The following is a 23,459-nucleotide window of genomic DNA, read 5'->3' as shown; positions in this document are numbered from 1 at the left end:
TAGAGGCTCAATCTAGAGGGGTAATATAGATCATAAAATATCCTAAGCGGCGCTTTTACCAATAAAATTAAGCAACATAAAGGACAACTTAGACCGTTATTGCACAAATAAACAGCAAGCGCACTAGCTTAGTGCAATAATCGTGTTTAGTGGTATTTGATTGTGAAATCTTAAAAAAAATAGCCACAATAGCCAATAAAATAAACATGCATCAACAAAAAAGCATTTTTAATAAATATTTATCAATTAAAAAGATATTTAAAAGAGATAAAATCACTAAAATAGACATTTTTATGACGTTATCTTAAAAAACAAGCTTGGCAGTTAACGAAAATGCTGGCAGAGTAGGAACCAGATAAAGATTAGCCAACGCTGCTGGAGCCGTATTATGTGTTCAATATTTTCGATTTTAGACATCAAAACTGATGCAAGCCAACTGCGCCAAGTGGCGTTAGAAATGTCAAAACTACTGCGTCACCGTGGTCCAGATTGGTCTGGTGTGTATGCTGATGACCAAGCTATTTTAGCTCATGAACGTTTATCAATTGTTGACGTTGACCACGGAGCACAACCACTTATCAGTTTTGATGGCAACTTAGTGTTAGCCGTAAACGGTGAAATTTATAACCACAAGCAGTTAAAAGCACAGCTAGGTGAAAAATACCAATATAAAACCAACTCAGATTGCGAAGTGATCTTGTCACTTTACCAAGAATACGGTTGTGATTTTTTAGATAAACTTAACGGCATCTTTGCATTTGTACTGTATGACAAAGCCAAAGGCACTTACTTAATAGGTCGTGACCATATGGGAATTATCCCGCTTTATACCGGTCATGATGCGTCGGGTAACTTCTATGTTGCCTCAGAAATGAAAGCATTAATGCCTGTGTGTAAAACAGTTGCTGAGTTCTACCCTGGCCAATACTTATATTCTGCCGATGGTCAGCCAACACAGTATTATCAGCGTGATTGGCGTGATTTTGATGCGGTTAAAGACAACCCAGCCAGCATTGAAAAATTACGTGAAGCATTAGAAGCTGCAGTAAAACGCCAGTTAATGTCTGATGTACCTTATGGTGTATTACTCTCTGGTGGCTTAGATTCATCAGTGATTTCTGCTATTACGCAAACATATGCAAAGCACCGTATTGAAAACGACGGCGAAACCGGCGCATGGTGGCCACAACTGCATTCATTTGCTGTTGGATTAGCCGAGTCTCCAGACTTAGTTGCGGCGCAAAAAGTGGCCGATGCCATTGGCACTATTCACCACCCTATTGTGTATACCTTCCAAGAAGGTCTAGATGCAATTAAAGAAGTGATTTACCATCTTGAAACATACGACGTCACCACCATTCGTGCGGCAACACCAATGTATTTAATGGCACGAAAAATTAAAGCAATGGGCATTAAAATGGTGTTATCTGGCGAAGGAGCTGACGAGTTATTTGGTGGTTACTTGTATTTCCATAAAGCGCCTAACGCTCAGGCATTTCATGAAGAATTAGTGCGAAAGCTTGATAAACTGCACTTATTTGACTGCTTGCGAGCCAACAAAGCTATGGCAGCATGGGGACTTGAAGCTCGGGTGCCTTTCTTAGATAAAGAGTTTATCGACGTTGCAATGCGCATCAACCCAGAAGCGAAGATGTCCAAAGATGGTCGCATCGAAAAGCATATTTTACGTCAGGCATTTGAGCACAAGTTGCCAAAGGAAGTGGTATGGCGTCAAAAAGAGCAGTTCAGTGATGGCGTTGGCTACTCTTGGATTGACGGCTTAAAGGCACACGCGGCGGTAAACGTGGATGACGTACAATTTGCCAACGCAAAATTCCGTTTCCCATACAACACGCCAGAATCGAAAGAAGCCTATTTCTACCGCAGCTTCTTTGAAGAGTTTTTCCCATTAACCACCGCAGCTGAAACCGTGCCTGGTGGAAAAACAGTAGCATGTTCAACACCAGAAGCACTGTTATGGGATGCTAGCTTACAAGGCATTAACGACCCATCTGGTCGTGCGGTTAAAAACGTTCACGCTAGCGCGTATTAACCTTTAACCACACAAAAACACCACCCAATCAGGGTGGTGTTTTTTTTAGCACTATCTTGTAATATTAGACCTTACTCTATGAAGATAATAAAAAATAATAAGGCTTTGTATGACAGACATCAGTATTTTTAATCTTGAAATGACCAACCGCAGCCAATTGAAGCCTAAGCATGATGCCAACGGGTTAACCGTGGTTGAAGTACAAATAAAACAATATCAATTCAACCGTTTTCTGTATGAGTTTGTCGGTGCTGGATGGGAATGGACAGATAGACTACCGTGGACCAATAGCCAATGGCAGGCATACAGCGAAGCGGATAATTTACACTTGTTTGTGGCGTATAAAGATGGCGCACCCGCGGGATATTTTGAGTTACAGCAACAAGATGAGGCTAATGTAGAGATTGTGTATTTTGGCTTAGGAGAGCGCTTTATTGGTAAAGGGTTTGGCGGCTATTTATTGACCCAAGCAATTGAAAAAGCATGGGAATTACCCAATACTCGCAGAGTGTGGGTACACACTTGCACCTTAGATCACCCTAGTGCATTGCAAAACTATCAAGCTCGTGGATTTAGCCTGTTTAGAACCGACACTGAACCAAGAACCAATCAAATAACTGCAGACTAAGTCAACCCAATGAGTGAAGCACTGACTCAACACTAACTCAGCTAACGTTTTTTACCTGCATTAGCGCGTTGTTGTAATGTAGCAAGTAAGGCACTTTTTTGCTGATCGTTCATCGCATGCCAGGCTAAAATTTCATCGAGAGTACGATGGCAGCCTAAGCAGACATCCTGTTCATCTAAACAACATTGCCTCACACATGGTGAGGCAATGTTGTTATTGCTGTTATTTTTATTCTGACCAGACGCCATATTCATTGCCATTAATGTCAGTGAAATGAAACCGTCTACCGCCAGGAAAACTGAATATCGCTTTGGTTATCTGTCCACCGGACTGAATAATTTTAGCTTCTGTAGCCGATAAATCTTGGCTATAAATAACGATTAACGGGCTGCCCTTTGCCAAGGTAAATTGACTGTCAGCTTGATAAAAGCCACCGTCAATACCGACTCGTAAAAAACAGCTGTATTGCGGTCCATAATCTTGAAACTGCCAAGCAAACACCTGAGTAAAAAAGGCTTTAGTGGCAATAATGTCTTTCACAGGTATTTCTAAATAATTGATACTATGATGCTGACTCATGCTCACCTCTGTTATTGCACTTTTAAATTTAGTTCAGTCGCTTAGCACCAATTAACCTGTAGCGTCCATATAGAAGGATGGCTTAATCGGACTGGTCACTCTGCTAATGAAACTATGCGTGGTTTGATACTATTGTTGTAGCAATGCCGCTACGGCACCAATAATGCCACCAAATACACCGCCCCATACCACTAACCAACCTAAATGGGTTTTAATCATATCTTGAATGATTTGTTTGACTAACTCTGGCGTAAGCTCATTTAAACGCTGATCAACGATATTGGCCACTTTCGCCTGCATATCGGCGATAACATCCGGTTTTTCAAGCTCATTAACTAAAATTGCATTGAACTCTTCACTTTGGGCCAGTTCCACTAAAGACAGCTTCATTTTTTCAATGAATGGTTCTTTTAACGGAATTAACGCCTCGGTGCCACCAAACATGGCTAACATACCACCAAACGATGACTTTTCAATGGTCGACACCAATGCATCAAATGATGGTGCTAAATCAATTTTTTCAATCACAGGGGTTAAATCGATACTGCTAGCACTGCTGGTTGTCAAAAAGCGATCAATATTCTCTTGAGTAAAAAATTGCTTCATCATGAGATGTTTAATGCCCGCTTTAAACTCTTCAAATCGTGACGGAACCACGCCAGAGCCATACAATCCAGGGACTTTTTCAAACAACATGTGGATAGCTAACCAGTTTGTTAACGCGCCCGACAATGCAAATAAACCTATTGTCATCACAATGTGTTGCTGTAACACATACCCGACCACCATAAGAATGGCGGCAATAAGGTTGGTTAATACGCTCTTATTCAATCTCTTTTCCTTAACGTAGATGATGATTAATAAATAAAAAACCTGCGCTATTTTACCAGAAAATAACTGAGGTCTACATAACTCATCGTTTATGTCGTCAAAGACTTGAATACCCCACTGTTCAACTGATCAGCTTTACACCAAGCAACTATCCGATTCAGACTCGCCGAAGGCTTCGTCATCGTGACGGTTAATCAATAATACTCCCATGCTGTGTGCCAGTAATTGGGCCTTTGTATGCATTTGACTCACCACATTATGTTGCTGATAGTCTGGCAGGACAAATACATCTTCTAAATGCCATACAGGTGCCAGGCGCACTGAGGAGAATGATGGATATAATTGAATAAAGCCCACAATATTGTCATCTATGAGGGCAACAAAAATCATCGAATCGTTTTCGGCCAAGCGGTTTTTCAAAAATGAATGACACGCGGGATAGTCAGCGGATTGTTGTAATTGCTGCCGATATTGATCAAATAACAGGCTAAGCGGTTCTAAATCAATGCTCGAGGCAAGACGGATTTGCATTTATCATCCTTGAAAGTAGGGTTCAATATCACCTTAGATATCGCCATTATAATGTGAGTTAAATGATGAAATCACAACATCAAGGTTAACAACATTATATCGACACAAGTCATTAACAGGGCATTTGCGCTTAACATTCTCAAATGAGAAAAGCATAAAACCTATCAATTACATTAACTTAAATGTAAATCTAACATCTATGTCCACAAATGTAAATTAATCCGTTTTACTCACAAAATAATCATTCGTTAAGATCGTTTTTTTGCTAAAATAAACTACTGTCGACACTGTTTCACATCAAGATTATCTCATATGACCTCGTATTTCTCTCAGATGCGCTCAGCGATTAATTCTCGCTTTCGTATACAAAAATTAGCTCTTTATGGATTAACTCTTTATCTATTAGGCTGTGCTGTTCTTGGTGGCGTTATTCCGTACATAGCCAAACAACAAGCACCCGCAATATTAGCCGAGCAGTTAGGCAGAAGCGTGACCTTGCAAGACGTTCGAATCAATCCATTTACCTTAGAACTCAACATCTCTGGCTTGGTGATTAATGAATTTAATAGCCAACAAACGTTTGCGTCATTAGCTAATGTGTATGCCAATATCCAATTATGGCAATCGATTACGTCTTGGTCATTGGTGATTGAAGATATCCGCTTAGTGAAACCCACCATTAAGGTGGCGCGTTCGCAAGCAGCTGATCAGCAAGTGGTGTTTAACTTTAGCGATATTATGACCCGCCTGAGCCAAAATACTCAGCCAACGCCAACCAGTACTGAACCAAGTGTTATCCCCGCGATAAGTATTGCTAATATTCAGCTCCAACAAGGCGTATTTACCCTAGACGACAACGTCACAGATACCCACATTAATTATCCAAATATCAATGTGTCATTAGCCCAATTTAATAGCCTAAGTAGCGCGTTAAACGACAAGCAAGAGCAAGTAAATCATTATAATTTAAGCATAGAAGATCAATTTAAAGCTTCAGTGACACTGCAAGGACAATTCCAATTAGCGCCATTGGCCATTGAAGGCGATCTTAATGTTACAGGCATTGATTTATCGCGCTATTGGTCGGTTGTCGATCAACTGTTTGCCATGAATTTAGCGGAAGGTATGTTGAGCCTAAACGGCCAATACAAGGTGATATTACAAGATAAAAACTTAGCCCCGATCACTGATATAAAAGTCACCAAGGGGCAGATAACAATTGATCGCTTTAAAGCCTTGTATCAACAAGATGAGAAAATTGCGATTGATGTGTTAGCGTTAAAAAACATCAATCTTGATAGCCTGAAAAAACGCGTGAATATTGATGAGTTCCACACTGAAAATGGTAAAATCAAACTCAAGATCACCCCGACAGGCGCTGATCTCGTTGCGTTGTTGTTACCTAAAAATACTGAGCTGACGACTGAGGTTGATACCGTAAATCACACTCGCACAGATGACACACCATCAGAAGCATTAAATAGCGATACCACAAAAGCGAGCACTTCAGAGCCATCTGCCCCTGTGACAGACAAGGCGGTTGCGGTAGTCAACAAGCTCACCACAGAGGTTGCCACTGAACAGACTACAGATGCTGACGATGCTACGATCAATAGCACTAGCCAACAAACGCAAGCCTCTCTTGGCTCTGATACAACAGCGTTATCTGCGTCTACAGCAGAAACGACCTCAGTAACCCCTCAATCGCAAACGGTATCTAAAGCAGTTGACGCTGACGCACCTTGGCTCGTCACGCTCAACAAAATCTCTATTGCAGAATATTTAGTCGATCTGGGTGAAGGTATTGCCAGTGATAACATTATCCTATGGCAAATTGGCCCAATAGATATCAGTACCGGTATCGTGAAATCTGATCTATCAACTCCAATTGATTATCAACTTTCAGCAGGCATCAATGCTCAGAGCTTATTAACCTCTGTTGGGCAAATTGATGCCGTCGCGCAAACTGTCGATGCGGACATCGATTTTAGCAACATGTTGTTATCACGCTTACAACCCTATATCGCCCCGTACATAAATATGACCATAGAAGACGGGATGTTTTCAACTAAGGGCCGTTTGCATGCCGATGCCAAGGACATGCTGACCTACTCAGGTAGCGCAAACATCAGCCAATTGCATATTAACGATAATGTCTTAAAACAGCCTTTGCTGACATGGGAAACCATGGACATCAACCAATTAGCGTTTGATCGTCAACAAGCTAAAATTGATATCGATGAAATAAACTTCGATACCCTATTTAGTCGCCTAATTATTTCCGCTGACCGCACTACCAATATCAGTGCATTAATCAACACAACTGACACTGCAACACCCCCTAAGCAAGTTGGCGTTGAACCCAGTAATGCCAGAGCGACATCCGCCGATGAAGCTGCTGTATTATCGGCTGGCAATGAGTCACCCGCCACTGCCAAGCCCGCGCAAATGCTGCTTAATATTAATAAAATTGGTTTTAAAGACAGCTCAGCCTTCTTTGCAGATAACTCCTTAACACCTAATTTTGCTTCCGGCATTGAAATGCTTAACGGCCAAATCACCAACTTATCATCGAATCCTGAAACTACAGCATCCGTTGATTTAACGGGTAAAATAGACAAATATGCACCCGTAACCCTTAAAGGCGATGTTAATCCATTACTCGCGCAGCCTTACCTCGACCTTAACTTAAACTTTGATAAAGTTGAACTGACCTCGGTTAACCCTTATTCAGGCACTTATGCAGGCTATTATATTGATAAAGGCCTGTTGTCATTAGACCTCAACTACCAACTTAAAAATAATGCCTTGGTCGGTAGCAATCACGTTGTGATTGATCAACTCAAGCTAGGTAAACCTAGTAATAGCAGCCTAGCCACCAGCCTACCGGTTACGCTAGCCGTTGCGTTGTTGCAAGATCGCAACGGCGTGATTGATTTGGGCGTTGATGTTTCTGGGGATATTGATTCTCCAAGCTTTAGCTTTGGTAGCATAATAATTAATGCCTTAGGCAATGTTATTACCAAGGTTGTCACCTCACCTTTTTCGTTTTTAGCAGGTCTTGTGGGTGATGATGAAGAAATGGATAGAATCAGTTTCGATTATGGACTAAGCACGATTACGCTTAAACAAAAAACCACATTAGACAAGCTGGCTAAAGCGTTAATTGACCGACCGCTACTTAATCTTAATATCAAAGGCAGTGTCGACTTAATTAACGACCAACAAGCGTTAGCTGAATCTCAACTGCATAAAAAGCTGGCTAAAACGGCGGGCATTAAATTCAAAGATTTCCCAAAAAGTTTATCTGCTAGCCAGTTTCCTGCAACAGGGCCGATAGCTGATGCACTCTACCAACTGGCGGAGCAAGAATTGTCACAACCACCACAGGACATCAAGCAAACGCTCAAACAGCAAACACCAGAAATCACAGAAGCCGAATTGATCACTCGCTGGCATATAGGCTTGTACAATATGCTTAAAAACCAACAGCAATCTACTCGTGATGACTTAGGCGAATTAGCACAACAGCGTGCGAAGGCCGTAAAAGCCTATTTAATCGATCAAGCCGGTATTGATGCGGGTAAAGTATTTGTACTTGAGAGCCGTATCAACACAGCTGAAGATGCCGCTGAAGCATCGCTTGAACTACAAGTAAAATAACCTGTTGTTAGCTGTTAACCGCTATCGACATCGGGTAGACTGCGCATACATTGCAAACGAGTCATAACAAGCGTTTGCAATCATGTCATATTATTAATAGCTAAGATTGAGGTTATCTATGTTTATCGTTCGCTGGATTTTAGGTCGAATTATTTTGTTGTTAAATTTTGTGTTTGCCCCTAAAAAGCGCCAACGTCCGCAAGAGCAACAAGCGACTGTCGATCAACAGACTCAATCACTGGCTTTGTATCAATACGCAGCCTGCCCTTTTTGCGTCAAAGTGCGTCGTGAAATGCGTCGTCAAAACCTAAGCATTAATTTAGTTGATGCTAAACAAGAGCAACACAAAAGCGTGTTAACTAGCCAAGGCGGCAAACTACAAGTGCCTTGTTTACGTATTGAGCAAGACGGTAAAACCCAATGGTTATATGAGTCTAAAGCCATTACGAGTTACCTTAACGAACGTTTCGCTTAAAGCGTTATCCGCTTAAATTAGCGACAACCTAGCGAATATGTAGCCACAGTGCATCACAACACTGTGGCGAATAAACGTCTGCGGATCTCTTTGCTACTCATGTTATTGGGCTATTAATCAATGGTGAATATGAGATTGGCAGCGTTTATGCCAAAATTTTTTAACCAAGAATTAATGAGGTTATGTGTGTCAAAATTCGGCTTAACCGTCTGCAGTATCATACTGCTAAGCGCGTGTAGCGCGAGCGAACCAGATCCAATGGATTTTGTTGGCCAATTTCGCGATGCATTTAGCACGGAAATTAAAGGCAACGGGATTAAGTTATTTGTCTACAAGGCAAAGTTGGCTACCGCGCTTGATCGCAGTATACCCAGTGACCCGCCGCAAGACAGAATAATACGTCGCAGTACACAAGATGCACAAAGCTATCTCATTGAGCAACGTAATGCTGAAAACCGTCTCGAACTATGGAACCAACAAATCGATATCGGTGTCAGAAAAACCATCGAAATGAACGGTTATTGTCAGGCTGGCTTTATTGAATTAAGTCGTTATGTTGAAGCCGAACGCGGTGAAATTCGTGGCGAATGTAACGATGGCGCTACTGCTGAAGATATCAAAAAATTCGCTAATTAGTCGTTAATCCGGTGATGTTTTTAGTCTACTGAAAGTACTAATAATGCGACAGTTAGATAAAACACTATATCCAGCTAAGCAATTAAGTTAAAATTAGCCTCCAAATTTTCTCGTGATGGTGCCGTTGGCTCCAAGACCAGTGTCATCACGCTTTGATATGCTATTTATTGTCTACAAAGATATAAATAGTTTATCGTTTATAAAGTAAGAAATCAGATGAACAGAAAGCAAGAGATGATCAAAAAGTTGGCAAAACGAGCTAAGGCTCGTCAGAACAAAGTCGTGCCAGCGAATCCAAGTAATAAGCCAGTTGAGCGTTATATTTCTAAAGCTGAACGCGAAAAAATTGCGTTAGCTGAAGCGGCAGAACAAATTGCTGCCAAGACCATTAACTCGGAAACTGACAAAGACTAACACCTATTAAGCTGTTAGTAACAAAAAGCCCCTATCTTGGTCAAACCAAAATAGGGGCTTTTTATTAGCTGTTCAATATAGACTCAATAGGGATTAAACCGTTATTGGAATAACCTGATGCCATTATTTGCTTGTGTCTGTAGGCCTATTGTCAGTATTAACGTTATTTGCACGAGTTTTATCGTCAATGGTTTGATCTTTAATCGATGATGCTGGAATAGATTGCTCTGCATAGCTGGTGTTAATGTCGTCCTTATCGGTATTCTCTTTATCGACAGGAGCCTGCTCGGCGAACTGTTTACACAAGGGTTCTTCATCCAATTGCGCCATCTGAGTACGCCCTGACATAGGTGACGGTGCCGCGACCATATCAATGTTAATCACATCGTTTTCTAACACTTGTTGATTGGCTGCTGCGGACACTAAGCCTTGACGACTAATTTTATCCACTAATCGATATGCGCAAAAAATACCAATCACACCAAAGATAATTGCTCCAATCACCTGACCGATGAGCACCCCAAATACCCCGCCCCACTGCGCACCAAAATACACAAAGGGGATAGTGCCAATGGTGGCTTTACCGACGTTAAAAAAGGTCGAATATTTGGCTTTACCTAAATTATTAAATGACGCATTGGCAATAAATAAGATACCCGAAAAGATAAAGAACACCGCGATATATTGGCAGAAAAACAAAATCAACTCAGCAGCATCACCTTCCATATCAAAACTACTGACAATCACATTACGCAATAAATACAGCCCTAGCGACATCACTAATACGTAAGCCACACAAAACTGAATAGCGTTGGTCAAACTTAATCTCACACGCTCTATTTCATTGGCGCCAAAGTTTTGTCCCACAATCGGCCCAACGGCGCCAGACAGAGCAAAAATCATCCCAAACGTTACAGGGATCAAGCGGCCTAATACCGCCCAACCGGCCACATAACTGTCACCAAAATCGGCTATGGCACGCGTAACCACGGCATTACCAATTGGGGTGGCCACATTGGTGAGCATTGCTGGGGCGGCAATGGCAAATATTACCCTGAGATCTTGTTTAAACTCGTCAAATGAGAATCGACCTAACAACTTATGTTTTATCACCACACCGCGCGCGGAGATAATGAATACTGCGATACGAGCAAGAACTGACGCCGCCGCTGCACCTTCGATGCCCATTGATAGAGAAAAAATAAAGATAGGATCCAACACCGCATTAACACCGCCACCAGCGAGTGTTGACATCATCGACAATTTTGCATCACCCACGGCACGTAAAGCGCCCCCCAATGCCATGGCTAAACAAATAAACGGTAACGATGGCAGTAGAATATACAAATAGCTTTGGGCTAGCTCTGCAGTACGCCCTGTTGCACCGATTAATGCGAGCAGCTCTGGAACAAATGTAATCACCACTGCAGCCACCAACACACTGGTCACTAATGTGACTATGGCACTGTTTAAGAATAATCTTTTCGCTAACTTAATATTCTTAGCACCCACAGCTTTTGACACTAAGGCACCAAGGGCAATGGATAAGCCGATACCAATAGAAGTGGTAAAAAATGAAATGGTGCTGGCATAACCTGCCGCAGCAGCAAGCTCAACTTCGCCGAGCAAGCTTAAGAAGAAAATGTCGAGTAAATCGACAACAAATAACGCCGAAATACCGACGGCAGCGGTCGAACTCATCACTAAGATGTGGCGTAAAATGGGTCCTTCGACAAATTTAGCTGTGGTCATTGGTATCCTTGAGATGAAATCACCCTGCGCAAGATTGTAACTGGACGATGAATAAAGGTAAAACTACAGCTTTTCTAACTCGCTGCCACAATGATTACAGTACTCGGCATCATTATCGTGGCCTTTTTTACCGCAATTATTACATTTACGTAAATCACGGGTTCTGACCATTTCATTTGAGATCTCAGCGGTTAAAATGCCGGTTGGAATGGCAATAATCGAATAACCAATAAGCATGGTTAGCGCAGCAATCCCCTGACCTAACGTAGTTTGCGGCGTAATATCACCATAACCCACAGTGGTAATCGTTACGATTGTCCAATACATTGATTTAGGTATGGAAGTAAAGCCATTCACTGGGCCTTCAACAACATACATAATCACACTCAGTACCATAATGATCAGGCTGACCGAAAAGAAAAACAGAAATACTTTACGGCTCGACAGTATCATGGCTTTGAGCAATATATTACCGTCACTTAAATAGCGCAGTAGCTTTAACACTCTGAATACACGGAATAGCCTTAACACTCTTATTGCTAATGCTAAATTTGCACCGGGGAATATCAAACCTAAATAACTGGGCAAAATAGACACTAAATCGACTACACCGAAGAAACTGCGGGCATAGTGTAACCGATTCAATGAACAATATAATCTTAATATGTACTCAACGGTAAAGATTACCGTAAAGGTCCATTCTCCAATACGAATATAATCACCATATTGCGCATGAATAGTTCCTATGGTGTCGATAAAAATCAGTGTCACACTCAGTACAATGCAAATCATCAGTGCAATATCGAAGCGTTTACCTGCTGGCGTTTCAGTACCAAATATCACGCTTCTGAGTGTTTGTTTTAGTGGGCTGTCGGCTTTTTCTTCGGTATTCATTTTAGGTTTCGCTGTATTAGGTTATATCTATCAAAAAACTTGCAAAAACTTGCAAATAACTCGGTCAACTAATATCAATTAACCCTTGATGTCGTTAAAATCTAACATTGACCGCCGAGATTTAACATTCACAATCGGTCATTTTACAATAAAAAATAAAAAGGTCATTGGTTTACGGAGATTTCATGCGCACGCTGTCTATATTATTCATGGTTATATTTTGTTGCCCTTTGTTGGCGAATGCATCATCAGCTCAATCTTTAAAGGCCAAAGTCGATTTAGTTGTCGTTAATAAATCTGAATCCCGCATGTCTGTTATGCGTGACGGAAAAGTGATTAAAAGTTATCTGATTGCTATGGGTGACGTGCCCAGTGGTCATAAACTTAAAGAAGGTGATCAACGTACTCCACAAGGTCGTTACACCTTAGATTATAAAAAATCGGATAGTGCATTTTATAAATCGATTCATATTTCATATCCTAATGAAGAAGACAAATTGCGTGCTGACGCATTAGGCATAAGAGCCGGTGGTATGATCATGATCCACGGTGAAAACCCTCGCTCATCGTTACCGCCAGAAGAAGCACAAAAGTACAACTGGACCAACGGTTGTATAGCTGTCACCAACAAAGAAATGGATGAACTTTGGCAAATGATTGATGCTGGTACGCCAATTGAGATATGGCCATAAGCTGATCTACTATCAACCATACCATTTTGCTTTGTTTTTTGGGTTATTAAATGAATTACCAATACTTACAACATACTTGGCCAGATTTTAGTCAACGCATTATTGCATTCATACATCAGTTAGGTTTAGAAGGTTTATCCCTTCATTGTGATCACGCAGCTCTTCGAGTGAATAACAGCCAAACGGCGCAGTTACTGGCAGATGAATTTAGTCAGTATGGAGACATTATCTCTAATAACATGATTAACGGTCGGCCGATTTTAATCATTAAATTAGTTGAGCCATTAGTTATGGGGACAATGAACATTCAGTGTGTTGAACTGCCCTTTCCTTCAGACAAAGCTTATCCCGTTGAAGGTTGGGAACATATCGAATTAGTGTTTCCATCACAAGCGAAAACCAGTGAAGCATTCGTGGCAGAACTCATGGAACATGCCCCACAATTAGCTAAGATTATTGTCGCTGATAGTGCCAATACCGGTAAAAGTGAGCATAACATTAAGGTAAAGCTAAGTTCACCTAAAGGTGATAACGAACGCTTAGCAAATCCAACCATCGCATTTAAAGCCAATGGTATTTGCGTTAAAGTGCATCCGCACGATATTCAAACTATTCTAGCCAGTGAATCGGCAAGCTAATCTCTTTACTGGTAATGGTTTATCTTAACCCGATTAGCACTAACTAGTAGCGGCTAACTTTCGCGGTAAAATTCCGCTAAAGCGAGCTCCCAATAGGGGTATCAGATGTGATACCTAGCCAGTTGAAGTAACTAGCTGACACCAAAGTTATCCTATAAAAAGAAGCGAGAACATTATTGCTTAGTCACAGGAAATAACGACATAGCATAAGCAAAACACGCTATGGCGATTAGACTAAACTGTCAATCGTTGATAACCTCAGCCTTGCTGGATCTTAAAACTGTTAAGTTTGCTTGGAAATGTGTGACGATCGATATGCTCGTCACTTCGCCATATCAAATACATAGAATATTACAGTTTATCAAATGCCCTTTTATCAAGCAGTTTGATAAGGAGATCGATACGCTTATGGGCTAAATAATCCTCGCAACGATTAAAGCAAACTGTCACAAGCAATAGTAAGAACCATACAAAGTTCTGTTCTGCTAATAAATCAAATTCTGCAATATAGACAATCGCGGCAATGGTCGCGCCAAAAATTCCCCATTGAATAAGCCAGCTATACGATTTAGGCCTCAATGTATCTAAATTAGCGCGTAATAGGTTAATTCTTTCAATTTCATTTGATTCAGCAATATTATCTATTGGAGTTTGATTCATTTTTTTACAGTTCCATTGTATAAGCGCGCTTAATTATCAAGCAATTTTGATTGATGTCATTGCTAGTAACATCAATAATCTACAGGCAATACGTCTAATATGATTGCGATGTCATTATTACTAATTTACATTAAATGACTATATATTTCGTACAACATAGCTGGGTATATCAATTTTAGCCCCACCTTCACTGAAGTTGGCATCTAAGGCATAAGCCATTTTCTCTAAAGGGGATTCGTGATAGCCAAAGGTTTGAATTTCATCCATGTAACGAAGTATAAAATCTTGAGCGCCTAAATGTGCCCATTGAGCCACATGGACTAACTCATGAAAGTGTAAGCGCAAACTCGAAACATTATGGCGAAGTACGTAATAGGTATCCTTATAGGTAATGCCACCAGCTTGCATATCCATAAAGCTACCGAACCCCATTTGGCGAAGCTCAGGGAAGTCAGGTTTTGGGATCTCGTCTACCACAACGAAATAAGCTTGTTCAAGAAACGCTAAAGGATAAAAACCTTCAAACTCACTGAAAAATTTAGCACAGCAAATTCGTTGTTGTTTATATTCGACATTGGTTTGATCAATCCATTTCTCAATTTTATGAAGCATCTTTATATCCCTATTTAATGCACCATTTAAATGGCAATCTTACTGATTTTGGAATTTTGGATAAATGAATATCTTTTTCGACTAATCTAAGCAAGCGTAACAACAAAAATATCGACGCCATTATACACATCAGCATCACACATTTTTGCAAAGATGCTTGAGTGATGAAATATTACTCAATATGCTATTCAGCGTCATATTCTTAGCAATCACATGATTAACTGCTGTCATCCTTTAGTTAGACAAAAGATATGTGAGCGACTAATCTATTATTACCTTACCTTTGCGAGTATTTACTATACGTTTTCTACTGTTGTTTTTATGCTTGTATAGTCTTGGTGCTATTAGCAAACCTATTGAATTAACGAATGTTCCTAGTGAACTATTCATTAATAAACACCTAACTATTCTACAAGACCGTAGTGCGGATTTGTCGTTCCAGAATGCTTTTAAACAATATAAACAAGGTAAGTTCACGCTAAATACCGATGAAAGAGCCAGTTTTGGGTTTATTCATGATGCGCTGTGGGCATCTGTGTTAATCAATAATTCATCGGATAAAGAAATAAAGAAAGTGCTTTACCTCGATACCGCTTGGCTAGACCATGCTGATTTTTATTTTATGCGTCAAGGTAAGGTTGTAGATAAAGCGTTTATTGGTGACACACTACCGTTTAATGCACGAGAAAACAAAACCCGTATGCTGTCACAGCAATATTCGTTTAAGCCTGGCATCACTCAGGTGTTTATGCGCTTTGAATCACAAGACCCTCTGCTGATTCCATTGTACTTAACAACTCACGACGTCATACAAGATGACCTAATTATCTCAAGTTATTTTTATGGCTTTATATATGGCGCATTTTTTATACTTTTCGTTTATAACATTACGCTTTTTATCAGTTTAAAAGATAGCAGCTATGTATTCTACTCTTTGTATTTATTGTCATTTTTTTGTTTAAATATTGCTTATACTGGCCATGGCTTTAAATTTATTTGGCCCAATAGCTTATTGTTACAACAATGGTTAATGATATTTTTTTTATATTGTTACATCGCTTTTAGTATCGCCTTTTGTTTTGAATTCCTTAAATTAAAAGTGTTTGCGCCTAAAATATATCAAATAAGAAAGTGGGTATATACTGGCCTAATGCTGTTAATCACCAGTCTATTTCTCAATGCAGACCAATTACTCGCCGTTAATATAGGTGTCGCCCTGACGTCGCTATTAGTGGTTATTTTTTTATCTTTGGGTTTTTTAGTCTTAAAAAATGGTCACGATACGGTTAAGTTTTTTATTCCTGCTGTATTTCTCGGCGCTGGAGGTGCGGCGACCTCTGCAGCAACTACTTGGGGCTTTATTCCCTATAGCACACTGATATTTCACAGTATTGAAATAGGTATGTTAATTGAAATGTCAATTTTAGCTTTAGCATTGGCCTTTAATTTAAAGAAGGTAGATAAAGCTCGTATTACTGCTGAAGTCAGCGCGCAATTAGATCACTTAACTGAATTATACAATCGTCGTGCTTTTACTGTAGCCGTTAGCCCGTTATGGAATTTAGGTATAAGAGATCAACAAGCCTTTTCAATAATCCTGTTAGATATCGATTGGTTTAAAACAATAAATGATGATTATGGTCATGCAGCTGGAGATGATGTACTTAAAAGTATTGCTCAAACATTGCAACAACACATCAGAAAAAGTGATATTTTAGCGCGTTGGGGAGGTGAAGAGTTTATCATTTTCTTACCTAACACCACTCAATCAGATGCAATTAATCTCGCTGATCTCATTCGCAAAAACATACAAAAAATGACAGTTTTACATGACACTGGCCCGCTATCAGTAACTGCCAGCTTTGGTGTCGCGGTTTACAATGAACAAATGACTGAATTAGAGGACCTAATCAAACTTGCCGATGTTGCTTTGTATAAAGCCAAAAACAGTGGCCGTAATGTTGTTTGTCACATGCCACAAAACCAAACCATTAAAAGCCAAGAAGTTAATAAAATGACGTCTATTTAGCTGGCTAAATGACATCTGCCTCTGCGCAAGTGTAATCTTAAGACTAACCAATCCAATTGCCTTATACACTCATTAGTGGGTCTTTTAGTTCAACCGCTTGGTTGAGTACCTTGATAGTCTTTAATTAACGCTTACAAAGCGTCCTTGAAAATAGCCAAGTAACATGCAGGCAAGGCCTAGCGCAATACTTAGCTATGCAAGATCATTTGTTAGTCGTTAATAGCGCCGAGCTGTCTTTTTTGCCTTGAACAATAATAATCATAAATACACCTATCATAATGGCAATATCTGCGACATTAAAAATTCCGGTTCTTAGACTGCCAACGCCAATATTGAGAAAATCAATCACAGCACCATGATTAAACACGCGGTCATGGAAATTACTAATACCACCTGAAAAAATAAGTGATAGTGCAAGTAAAGATGGCAGATTCAGCTTGTTATTTGATAACAAATAACACAATAAACCTAATAAAAATGCCCCTACCAATAGCACAAAAAGCCAAAACCGAGCTTGCTCCGACATGCTATTACCCAAACCAAGAAATGCGCCAATATTTTCAACGAAACCGACTCTAAGGATGTCATTAAAGTAACTGACCATTGCATTTTTTGTCAGGTATTCTGATGCTAGCAACTTAGTCGCTTGATCAATGCCGACACAGGCAAAGCTCACTGAAAAAATTGTTAACAGTCTTTTCCGAACGTCCATGTTTACGCCAAAATATTGATGACTATAGGCTAATTAACCGATAAGAAACCGAGTTTGTGTATCGATGTCTTTCTTTTCCGAAGTATTTATTTCAATCCTGAATAATCCAAACAAGAACAACGTGCCTATCATCACTATCGCAGCAGAGACATATAGCCCAATATCATAACTGCCAAAAGTTTCAGTAAGATATCCGGTACATACAGGCGCAAGAATTTGGGCCGCACCATAAGCCAAGGTCATAGTCCCCATAAACTTAGCCGGGTTACTAGGATAAAACTTACCCGCCATTGTTAATACCATGCTAACGCATGCGATAAAAGTCCCGCCGAACATTAATGCACTTAAGATCACCACAGGTAAGCTGTCATTTATAGCTGGAAGAATAATCCCTATGGCCTGAAGAATATACGCAACGATTAACGCTTTAATATAACCTGTTTTTCGCGCAATTCGATCCCAAATAAGTGCTGCTGGGGTTGCTGCTAATCCAACTAATAAAAAGGCCAATCCCCCTTGCCCTTGTAAGCCTTCAACCCTCTCGACAATATCAACAATAAAGGTAGAGCTAACAGCATAACCATAACCTGCACAGAAATAAGCCAACATCATCAGCAATTTAAACACCTTGCTTGGAGGAGTATCTTTAGCCGTACCCCCTACTTGACCATCAATGAAAGGGTGTGGCATCCATAACCATGCTGGGATGGCAAATACTGCCGCCATAACGGCTAATGCCAACCACTGTTGCTGCCAGTCGGCTGATATTGTCAGCATGAACTCAACCAGTAATGATGTAATGATGATACTTAGCCCAGCACCTGAGAAGTGAATCCCTAATTCAGCACGGTGATGATGTTTAACTAACCATTTTAATATCAAACCAGAGGCAATAATAAAGCCACCAGAAGCGCAAACTCCGGCAATAAATCGTAATACCGACCAAGTGACCATATCCGTCGTCATTACCATTGCTGCTGAAGTGAGCACACTCAATATAAGATACAGCCGGTGCAAGTTGTATTTATAGTTCATGTTATGCAGGCTAGCAGCAAGCAATACTCCACTCATGTACCCCATAAAATTAGTGCTAGCGAGCCAACCGCCTCCGAGTTCAGTTAAACCTGCACCATCCTGCATTATCGGTAATAACAGGCTGTAGGAGAATCTAGCCACACCAACAGTCACAATTAAACTACTGATACCGGCAAAATATACTCGGAATGTTGTTAACGCCATTAGCATGTTAACCACTTTGAATTATAAATAATTAACAAAGAATACGTTAACCTGCTAATCTTAAAAATTGAATTATTTAGAATAAATACTTCTTATTAAGAGAACTATATGGAAATTTTGACACTAAAAACCTTCAAAGCTGTAGTCGATGAAGAAGGTATTAAAGGCGCAGCGGATAAACTGCATACGGTTCAATCTAATATCACCAACCGAATTAGAAAGCTCGAAAGAGAGCTGGATACCAAACTATTTAATATTATTGGTCGTAAGTTACAGTTAACAGCGAGTGGACAACAGCTTTGCGAATATGCCGATCAAATTTTGCAGTTAGAATATCAGGCCACATCAGCCATTTTACGCAATAAAGGAAGCTATGAGTTAAGAGTTGGTATGCCAGAAACATTCGCAGCGGTTCACATGCCTCTGGCCCTCAAACAACTCAAGCTTAATCATTCTCAAATTCGCACCAAAATTTATACCGATACCAGCGACAGACTGGTGTTTTCGGTACTAAACAATAAAGTTGACTGCGCCGCGATTGGTAATGCACCTAAACATGAAAAACTGGTTGTTATCCCTATAGTGAAAGAAGAATTGATCATGGTCACGCCGCTAGACAGTGAACATGATCCGGTATTACTGGTCAGAGATGAAGGCTGTGGCTATAGAAAACACGCCCTTATTTGGCAACAAAAGGCTGGACGAGATCATGATGAGCTCATGGTGATGAGCAGTGCGGATGGTGTTTTAGGTTGTATTGCCGCGGGTTTGGGCTACACGATTATTGGCAAGAATATGGTGACAGGAAGCCGCTATGAGAAGTCACTCGTTATGACGCCAGTGAGCCATGGCCCAAAGCATGTTCAGTTGTCGATTGTCTATCGTAAAGGTAGCCTATTAGAGGCTGGAATATTAACCCTTGCAAAATTGTTAACTAAATAGCGATGCTACCGCCCTAAATCAAAGGGCCTCTTAGATAACTCAAAAAATAAATGGAAAAATTAAACAATTCAACTCAATAACTTAATCAAAAAAACCAAGTCGAAACACTAAGTCAATGACACCAATCACTGCACTATTCCATGGTCCTCAACCTTATGCTCTAAAAATCTGGTAAGGACGGATTGATCTTAACTCCAGAACGATAGAACTATCACACAGCCAACGGCCCCAAAAATGGTTTGTTTTACGTACAAATAAACTTGTCGCCATTAAAAAAAATGTTAATTTTCGCCTAATCTAAACAGCCCTAACAAAGGATGATGATCTGATGTTTCGGTATCGATTACCCGTGCAGATTCTAAAGTCAGTCCTCGGTAATAAAGATGATCTATGGGATAGCCCATCACTGTTGTTCGAGTATCTTTTACAGGGATGACAGCCTTAAGCCCTAATGTGTTGGTTATTTGAGCTAACATAGACAATCTGGCTTGGCGCCAGGTATTTAAATCACCGCCGAAAATGATTGGCCCTTTATGAGCTTGCAAAGCGGGTAGAAGTTGCTGTAACTGCTGCGCATAACTGTCTAGAGCATACTCAAAGTTAATACTGTGCAAATTGGCCACCAGCAGAGTCTCACCATTAGACAAAGGGAAATAACTTAACAGGCTCGACTTGGGAAATTGTATCAATGGTTCGGCCGTCAAATAGCCACAACTTTGACGCGCAGAAACCTCAGACAGGTTCATCACCCCAAGTGATGTCTCACCTTGACGAAATGCTTGTACCATTGCCAATTGATGATGACTTTGCTGCTGCCATTGCTTAAACTCATCTGATAACTTCACTTCTTGCAGCAACAATAACTGATTCTGACTGGCTAACTGGCTTAACAACGTTTGCCAGCCGGAATTTTGTTGTTTATAGATATTCCAGCTCGCGACAGCCAATTGACCATCAATATCCAAAGTCGCTTCAGGAGTGGCAGTAACGCATTGAGCCGTAAATGAACCTTGTGGACTGTTAATCACCCGGGGATCTGTCGCCAAGTGAATAAACTGTGCCATAAGGCTAGCTGTCGCCATTGAAAGTATGACGATAACAATACTGCTCCATAGAATAAGCCTGAGCAGTTTATGCTTAGGTTGCAATGGGGATGCTGACTTTGAGCGAAAAATAGCGATTGCGAACTCCCTCTAATGATTTGAAATAATGTCTAAAAACTCGACAAGAGCTTGAATGACATTAACCTGCTTAACAACAACTTAAATAACCTGAGCTTCAACAATGCTCATTTTATTGCTACTGATTTAATCAAGGCTAATATCATTAACACTGGCCCCACTATAATAAAACAAACGGTTTAATATACCCAGCTAGACAGATGGATGAGGGTAAATCAAATCTTTTAAAAAGCTGATATGATAAGTGCATGTTTTTTCTACATGATTGGTCTACTGGCTAGCTATGGTTGAGCTTTACAAAATATTAACGATAATCAGCGTATTAGCCTATTGGTTAATTATTGCCGGGATCACCGCCCGTATTGTCTATAAAAGGCGATCCGTCGGGGTTTCGTTAGCTTGGATGATGCTTATCTATGTGATCCCCATCCTAGGCGTTGTGCTTTACTTACTCGTGGGTGAGATGAACCTTGGGAAAAAGCGGGCCGTCAGGGCCAAAGAAATGTACACGCCCTATCGAAAATGGTTCAGTCGACTGTTTACAACTCATCAATTTCGTCCGCAAAATGTAAATGACTATACGATTAACATTAGCCAGTTATGCGAAAACCGCCTTGGTATTCCGACGTTGTCAAACAACCAACTAACCCTTAAATCATCACCAGAAACAATTTTAACGACCTTACTGCAAGATATCCAACAAGCGCAGACATCAATTCATTTCGAGTTCTATATTTGGTATCCAGGCGGACTGGCAGACCAGGTTGCCCAAGCACTGATTGATGCAGCAGAACGTGGGATTGCAGTAAAAATATTGCTCGACGCCGCGGGCAGTCGAACATTTTTTAAAAGCCAGTGGCCAAAACGGATGCGTGATGGTGGCGTTATTATTGTCTCGGCGTTGTCAGTTTCTCCGATACGGATGTTCTTTCGCCGACTCGACCTGCGACTTCACCGTAAAATAGTGGTGATCGATAACCAAATCGGATATACAGGCTCCATGAACTTAGTCGACCCTAAATATTTTAACCAAAGCGCTGGCGTGGGTGAATGGGTCGATGTCATGGTAAGAATTACCGGTTCTAATGTGCCAGTACTTAATTGTATTTTTGCGTGGGATTGGGAAACTGAAACTGACCAAAGAATTTTACCCGAGCCACCAGATTATCACCCAGATGGGCATAAAAAATCTGATATGGTGCAAGTTATTCCTTCTGGACCCGGCATGCCAGAGGACATGATCCAGCAGGTGTTGTTACTGAGTATTTATCAAGCCAAACACAGTATCACCATCACTAGCCCTTATTTTGTACCCAGTGAGAACCTACTGTTTGCATTAACCGCTGCCTCATTGCGCGGTGTTCAAGTTAACTTAATTATCCCCGATAAAAATGATTCACTGATGGTGGAATGGGCAAGCAGATCATTCTTTGGTGAATTACTCAATTCAGGGGTGAATATTCATCGTTTTTGTGGCGGTTTTTTGCATACAAAATCAGTGGTAATCGATCTGCACCACTGCTTAATCGGTACGGTTAACCTTGATATGCGCAGTTTGTGGCTCAATTTCGAAGTGACGCTTTCTGTAGAAAATTTAGAATTTACTCAATCTCTCAGTCAAGTCCAACATCAATATATGGCCAATTCAATTAAAATGGATGCGCGGGAGTGGCGCAAACGACCGTTGTTCAAACGATTAGTGGAACAATTTTTTTACTTTTTTAGTCCACTGCTATAACGGTCGATACGATAAGCTGGCGGTTGAATCAGGGCTATATCATCTGCACGAGCTATCAGTAACTGTAACTTAGTAAATGTCACTCATATCAATAATAGGCTTAGCAACTGTGACACCGATAATGGACAAGATTAAAAAGGGGACTGTATGGCACAAAACCATTGGATACTTGTTCACTAGGGCCCTTGTTGGAATAAAAAAATATGGATCACAGTTAAGTAATAAGCGATAAATCGGCATCAATATTGGCTTAAACCAAGTGTGAAAATAATAACCACTCACTGCCACTATCTGTACTTCAATAAGTAATAAGAAAACATCAAGACTGACAAAATCAATAAACAAGGCCAAAGCGGCTAACTCAGGACCAAGCAGTAGAAATATGCCTAAAATAAGTATTGCGGTAATTTTCCACAGCCATTTTTCATGTTCATCAATCTTCCTTGCTAAAATAAGTTAACCCTTAACATGTAAATCAGAACGTTATACTTGTCAAAAATCGTTAAAGTGACTTAATGACTTAATGACTTAATGACTTAATGACTTAACGACTTAACGAC

Annotated in this window: 23 protein-coding genes; 12 read left to right on the top strand and 11 right to left on the bottom strand. The window is 40.4% G+C overall.

Features of this window, described 5'->3' with window-relative positions; genetic code table 11:
- Nucleotides 1-388: 388 nt before the first annotated feature.
- The gene (gene asnB, locus H5114_RS19635) at nt 389-2,053 is read left to right on the top strand and encodes an asparagine synthase B (RefSeq protein WP_182723851.1); all 1,665 of its coding nucleotides are present in this window, start codon (nt 389-391) and stop codon (nt 2,051-2,053) included.
- 109 nt (nt 2,054-2,162) lie between these two features.
- A complete protein-coding gene (locus tag H5114_RS19630; protein WP_182723850.1) occupies nt 2,163-2,681 on the top strand; it encodes a GNAT family N-acetyltransferase in 519 nt (172 codons plus the stop codon).
- Nucleotides 2,682-2,722: 41 nt separating this feature from the next.
- On the opposite strand, the gene H5114_RS19625 is transcribed toward H5114_RS19630, so the two are convergent.
- The 4 genes from H5114_RS19625 to H5114_RS19610 all read right to left on the bottom strand — a co-directional run bounded on the left by H5114_RS19625 (nt 2,723) and on the right by H5114_RS19610 (nt 4,622).
- Complete coding sequence (locus tag H5114_RS19625; protein WP_124016260.1) at nt 2,723-2,935, bottom strand: DUF1289 domain-containing protein; 213 nt, start codon at nt 2,933-2,935, stop codon at nt 2,723-2,725.
- On the bottom strand, nt 2,910-3,260 hold the full coding sequence (locus tag H5114_RS19620; RefSeq protein WP_182698782.1) for a VOC family protein: 351 nt from the start codon (nt 3,258-3,260) through the stop codon (nt 2,910-2,912). Before H5114_RS19620 ends, H5114_RS19625 begins: the two co-directional genes overlap by 26 nt.
- A 129-nt stretch (nt 3,261-3,389) precedes the next feature.
- Nucleotides 3,390-4,091: a DUF445 domain-containing protein gene (locus tag H5114_RS19615; RefSeq protein WP_182723849.1), complete on the bottom strand. Its 702-nt coding sequence runs from the start codon at nt 4,089-4,091 to the stop codon at nt 3,390-3,392.
- Between the two features lie 135 nt (nt 4,092-4,226).
- On the bottom strand, nt 4,227-4,622 hold the full coding sequence (locus H5114_RS19610) for a GNAT family N-acetyltransferase (protein ID WP_182723848.1): 396 nt from the start codon (nt 4,620-4,622) through the stop codon (nt 4,227-4,229).
- A 312-nt stretch (nt 4,623-4,934) separates the two neighbouring features.
- Here H5114_RS19610 and H5114_RS19605 point away from each other — a divergent pair, with 312 nt between their 5' ends.
- The 4 genes from H5114_RS19605 to H5114_RS19590 all read left to right on the top strand — a co-directional run bounded on the left by H5114_RS19605 (nt 4,935) and on the right by H5114_RS19590 (nt 9,810).
- Nucleotides 4,935-8,285 carry a DUF748 domain-containing protein gene (locus tag H5114_RS19605; RefSeq protein ID WP_182723847.1) on the top strand — a complete coding sequence of 1,117 codons (3,351 nt, stop codon included), beginning with the start codon at nt 4,935-4,937 and terminating at the stop codon, nt 8,283-8,285.
- A gap of 118 nt (nt 8,286-8,403) precedes the next feature.
- Entirely contained in the window at nt 8,404-8,760 is a 357-nt protein-coding gene (locus tag H5114_RS19600; RefSeq protein WP_124016024.1) for a glutathione S-transferase N-terminal domain-containing protein, read from the top strand.
- Nucleotides 8,761-8,946: 186 nt separating this feature from the next.
- On the top strand, nt 8,947-9,396 hold the full coding sequence (locus H5114_RS19595; RefSeq protein WP_182698786.1) for a hypothetical protein: 450 nt from the start codon (nt 8,947-8,949) through the stop codon (nt 9,394-9,396).
- Nucleotides 9,397-9,612: 216 nt separating this feature from the next.
- Nucleotides 9,613-9,810, top strand: a complete 198-nt coding sequence (locus H5114_RS19590) for a DUF2986 domain-containing protein (RefSeq protein WP_182723846.1) — start codon at nt 9,613-9,615, stop codon at nt 9,808-9,810.
- Nucleotides 9,811-9,933: 123 nt separating this feature from the next.
- Here the strand turns inward: H5114_RS19590 and H5114_RS19585 are convergent, their stop codons facing one another.
- Both H5114_RS19585 and H5114_RS19580 read right to left on the bottom strand, forming a co-directional pair.
- Nucleotides 9,934-11,562 carry an MATE family efflux transporter gene (locus H5114_RS19585; RefSeq protein WP_259395349.1) on the bottom strand — a complete coding sequence of 543 codons (1,629 nt, stop codon included), beginning with the start codon at nt 11,560-11,562 and terminating at the stop codon, nt 9,934-9,936.
- A gap of 63 nt (nt 11,563-11,625) precedes the next feature.
- A complete protein-coding gene (locus H5114_RS19580; protein ID WP_124016027.1) occupies nt 11,626-12,456 on the bottom strand; it encodes an ion transporter in 831 nt (276 codons plus the stop codon).
- A 209-nt stretch (nt 12,457-12,665) separates the two neighbouring features.
- Between H5114_RS19580 and H5114_RS19575 the strand changes: the two genes are divergently transcribed.
- Both H5114_RS19575 and H5114_RS19570 read left to right on the top strand, forming a co-directional pair.
- A complete protein-coding gene (locus H5114_RS19575) occupies nt 12,666-13,148 on the top strand; it encodes a murein L,D-transpeptidase family protein (RefSeq protein WP_259395350.1) in 483 nt (160 codons plus the stop codon).
- 50 nt (nt 13,149-13,198) lie between these two features.
- Entirely contained in the window at nt 13,199-13,786 is a 588-nt protein-coding gene (locus H5114_RS19570; RefSeq protein ID WP_182723845.1) for a VOC family protein, read from the top strand.
- A gap of 351 nt (nt 13,787-14,137) precedes the next feature.
- Here H5114_RS19570 and H5114_RS19565 read toward each other — a convergent pair whose 3' ends face one another.
- Complete coding sequence (locus H5114_RS19565) at nt 14,138-14,446, bottom strand: hypothetical protein (protein WP_124016030.1); 309 nt, start codon at nt 14,444-14,446, stop codon at nt 14,138-14,140.
- Here H5114_RS19565 and H5114_RS20760 point away from each other — a divergent pair.
- The gene (locus tag H5114_RS20760; protein WP_124016261.1) at nt 14,445-14,549 is read left to right on the top strand and encodes a flagellar basal body protein; all 105 of its coding nucleotides are present in this window, start codon (nt 14,445-14,447) and stop codon (nt 14,547-14,549) included. The genes H5114_RS19565 and H5114_RS20760 overlap by 2 nt on opposite strands.
- Before the next feature lie 35 nt (nt 14,550-14,584).
- Here the strand turns inward: H5114_RS20760 and H5114_RS19555 are convergent, their stop codons facing one another.
- On the bottom strand, nt 14,585-15,058 hold the full coding sequence (locus tag H5114_RS19555; RefSeq protein ID WP_182723844.1) for a hypothetical protein: 474 nt from the start codon (nt 15,056-15,058) through the stop codon (nt 14,585-14,587).
- A gap of 283 nt (nt 15,059-15,341) precedes the next feature.
- Here H5114_RS19555 and H5114_RS19550 point away from each other — a divergent pair, with 283 nt between their 5' ends.
- The gene (locus tag H5114_RS19550; RefSeq protein ID WP_310736400.1) at nt 15,342-17,087 is read left to right on the top strand and encodes a diguanylate cyclase; all 1,746 of its coding nucleotides are present in this window, start codon (nt 15,342-15,344) and stop codon (nt 17,085-17,087) included.
- A gap of 202 nt (nt 17,088-17,289) precedes the next feature.
- On the opposite strand, the gene lspA is transcribed toward H5114_RS19550, so the two are convergent.
- Nucleotides 17,290-17,799: a signal peptidase II gene (lspA, locus tag H5114_RS19545; protein ID WP_182723842.1), complete on the bottom strand. Its 510-nt coding sequence runs from the start codon at nt 17,797-17,799 to the stop codon at nt 17,290-17,292.
- Between the two features lie 33 nt (nt 17,800-17,832).
- Nucleotides 17,833-19,038 (bottom strand): YbfB/YjiJ family MFS transporter, encoded by a 1,206-nt coding sequence (locus H5114_RS19540; protein WP_259395347.1) that lies wholly within the window; start codon nt 19,036-19,038, stop codon nt 17,833-17,835.
- 108 nt (nt 19,039-19,146) lie between these two features.
- Here H5114_RS19540 and H5114_RS19535 point away from each other — a divergent pair, with 108 nt between their 5' ends.
- Entirely contained in the window at nt 19,147-19,980 is an 834-nt protein-coding gene (locus H5114_RS19535) for a LysR family transcriptional regulator (protein WP_182723840.1), read from the top strand.
- A 281-nt stretch (nt 19,981-20,261) separates the two neighbouring features.
- On the opposite strand, the gene H5114_RS19530 is transcribed toward H5114_RS19535, so the two are convergent.
- Nucleotides 20,262-21,128, bottom strand: coding sequence for an endonuclease/exonuclease/phosphatase family protein (locus tag H5114_RS19530; protein ID WP_259395346.1), 867 nt, complete (start codon nt 21,126-21,128; stop codon nt 20,262-20,264).
- Nucleotides 21,129-21,444: 316 nt separating this feature from the next.
- On the opposite strand from H5114_RS19530, the gene cls reads away from it, so the two are divergent.
- Entirely contained in the window at nt 21,445-22,899 is a 1,455-nt protein-coding gene (gene cls / locus H5114_RS19525) for a cardiolipin synthase (RefSeq protein WP_182698796.1), read from the top strand.
- Nucleotides 22,900-23,459: the final 560 nt, after the last annotated feature.

The sequence above is a fragment of the Shewanella sp. SR43-8 genome, assembly GCF_014163775.1.
GTDB lineage: Bacteria > Pseudomonadota > Gammaproteobacteria > Enterobacterales > Shewanellaceae > Shewanella > Shewanella vesiculosa.
Note: the sequence above shows the minus strand (reverse complement) of the source record. Positions and strands in the feature narration are given on the sequence as shown.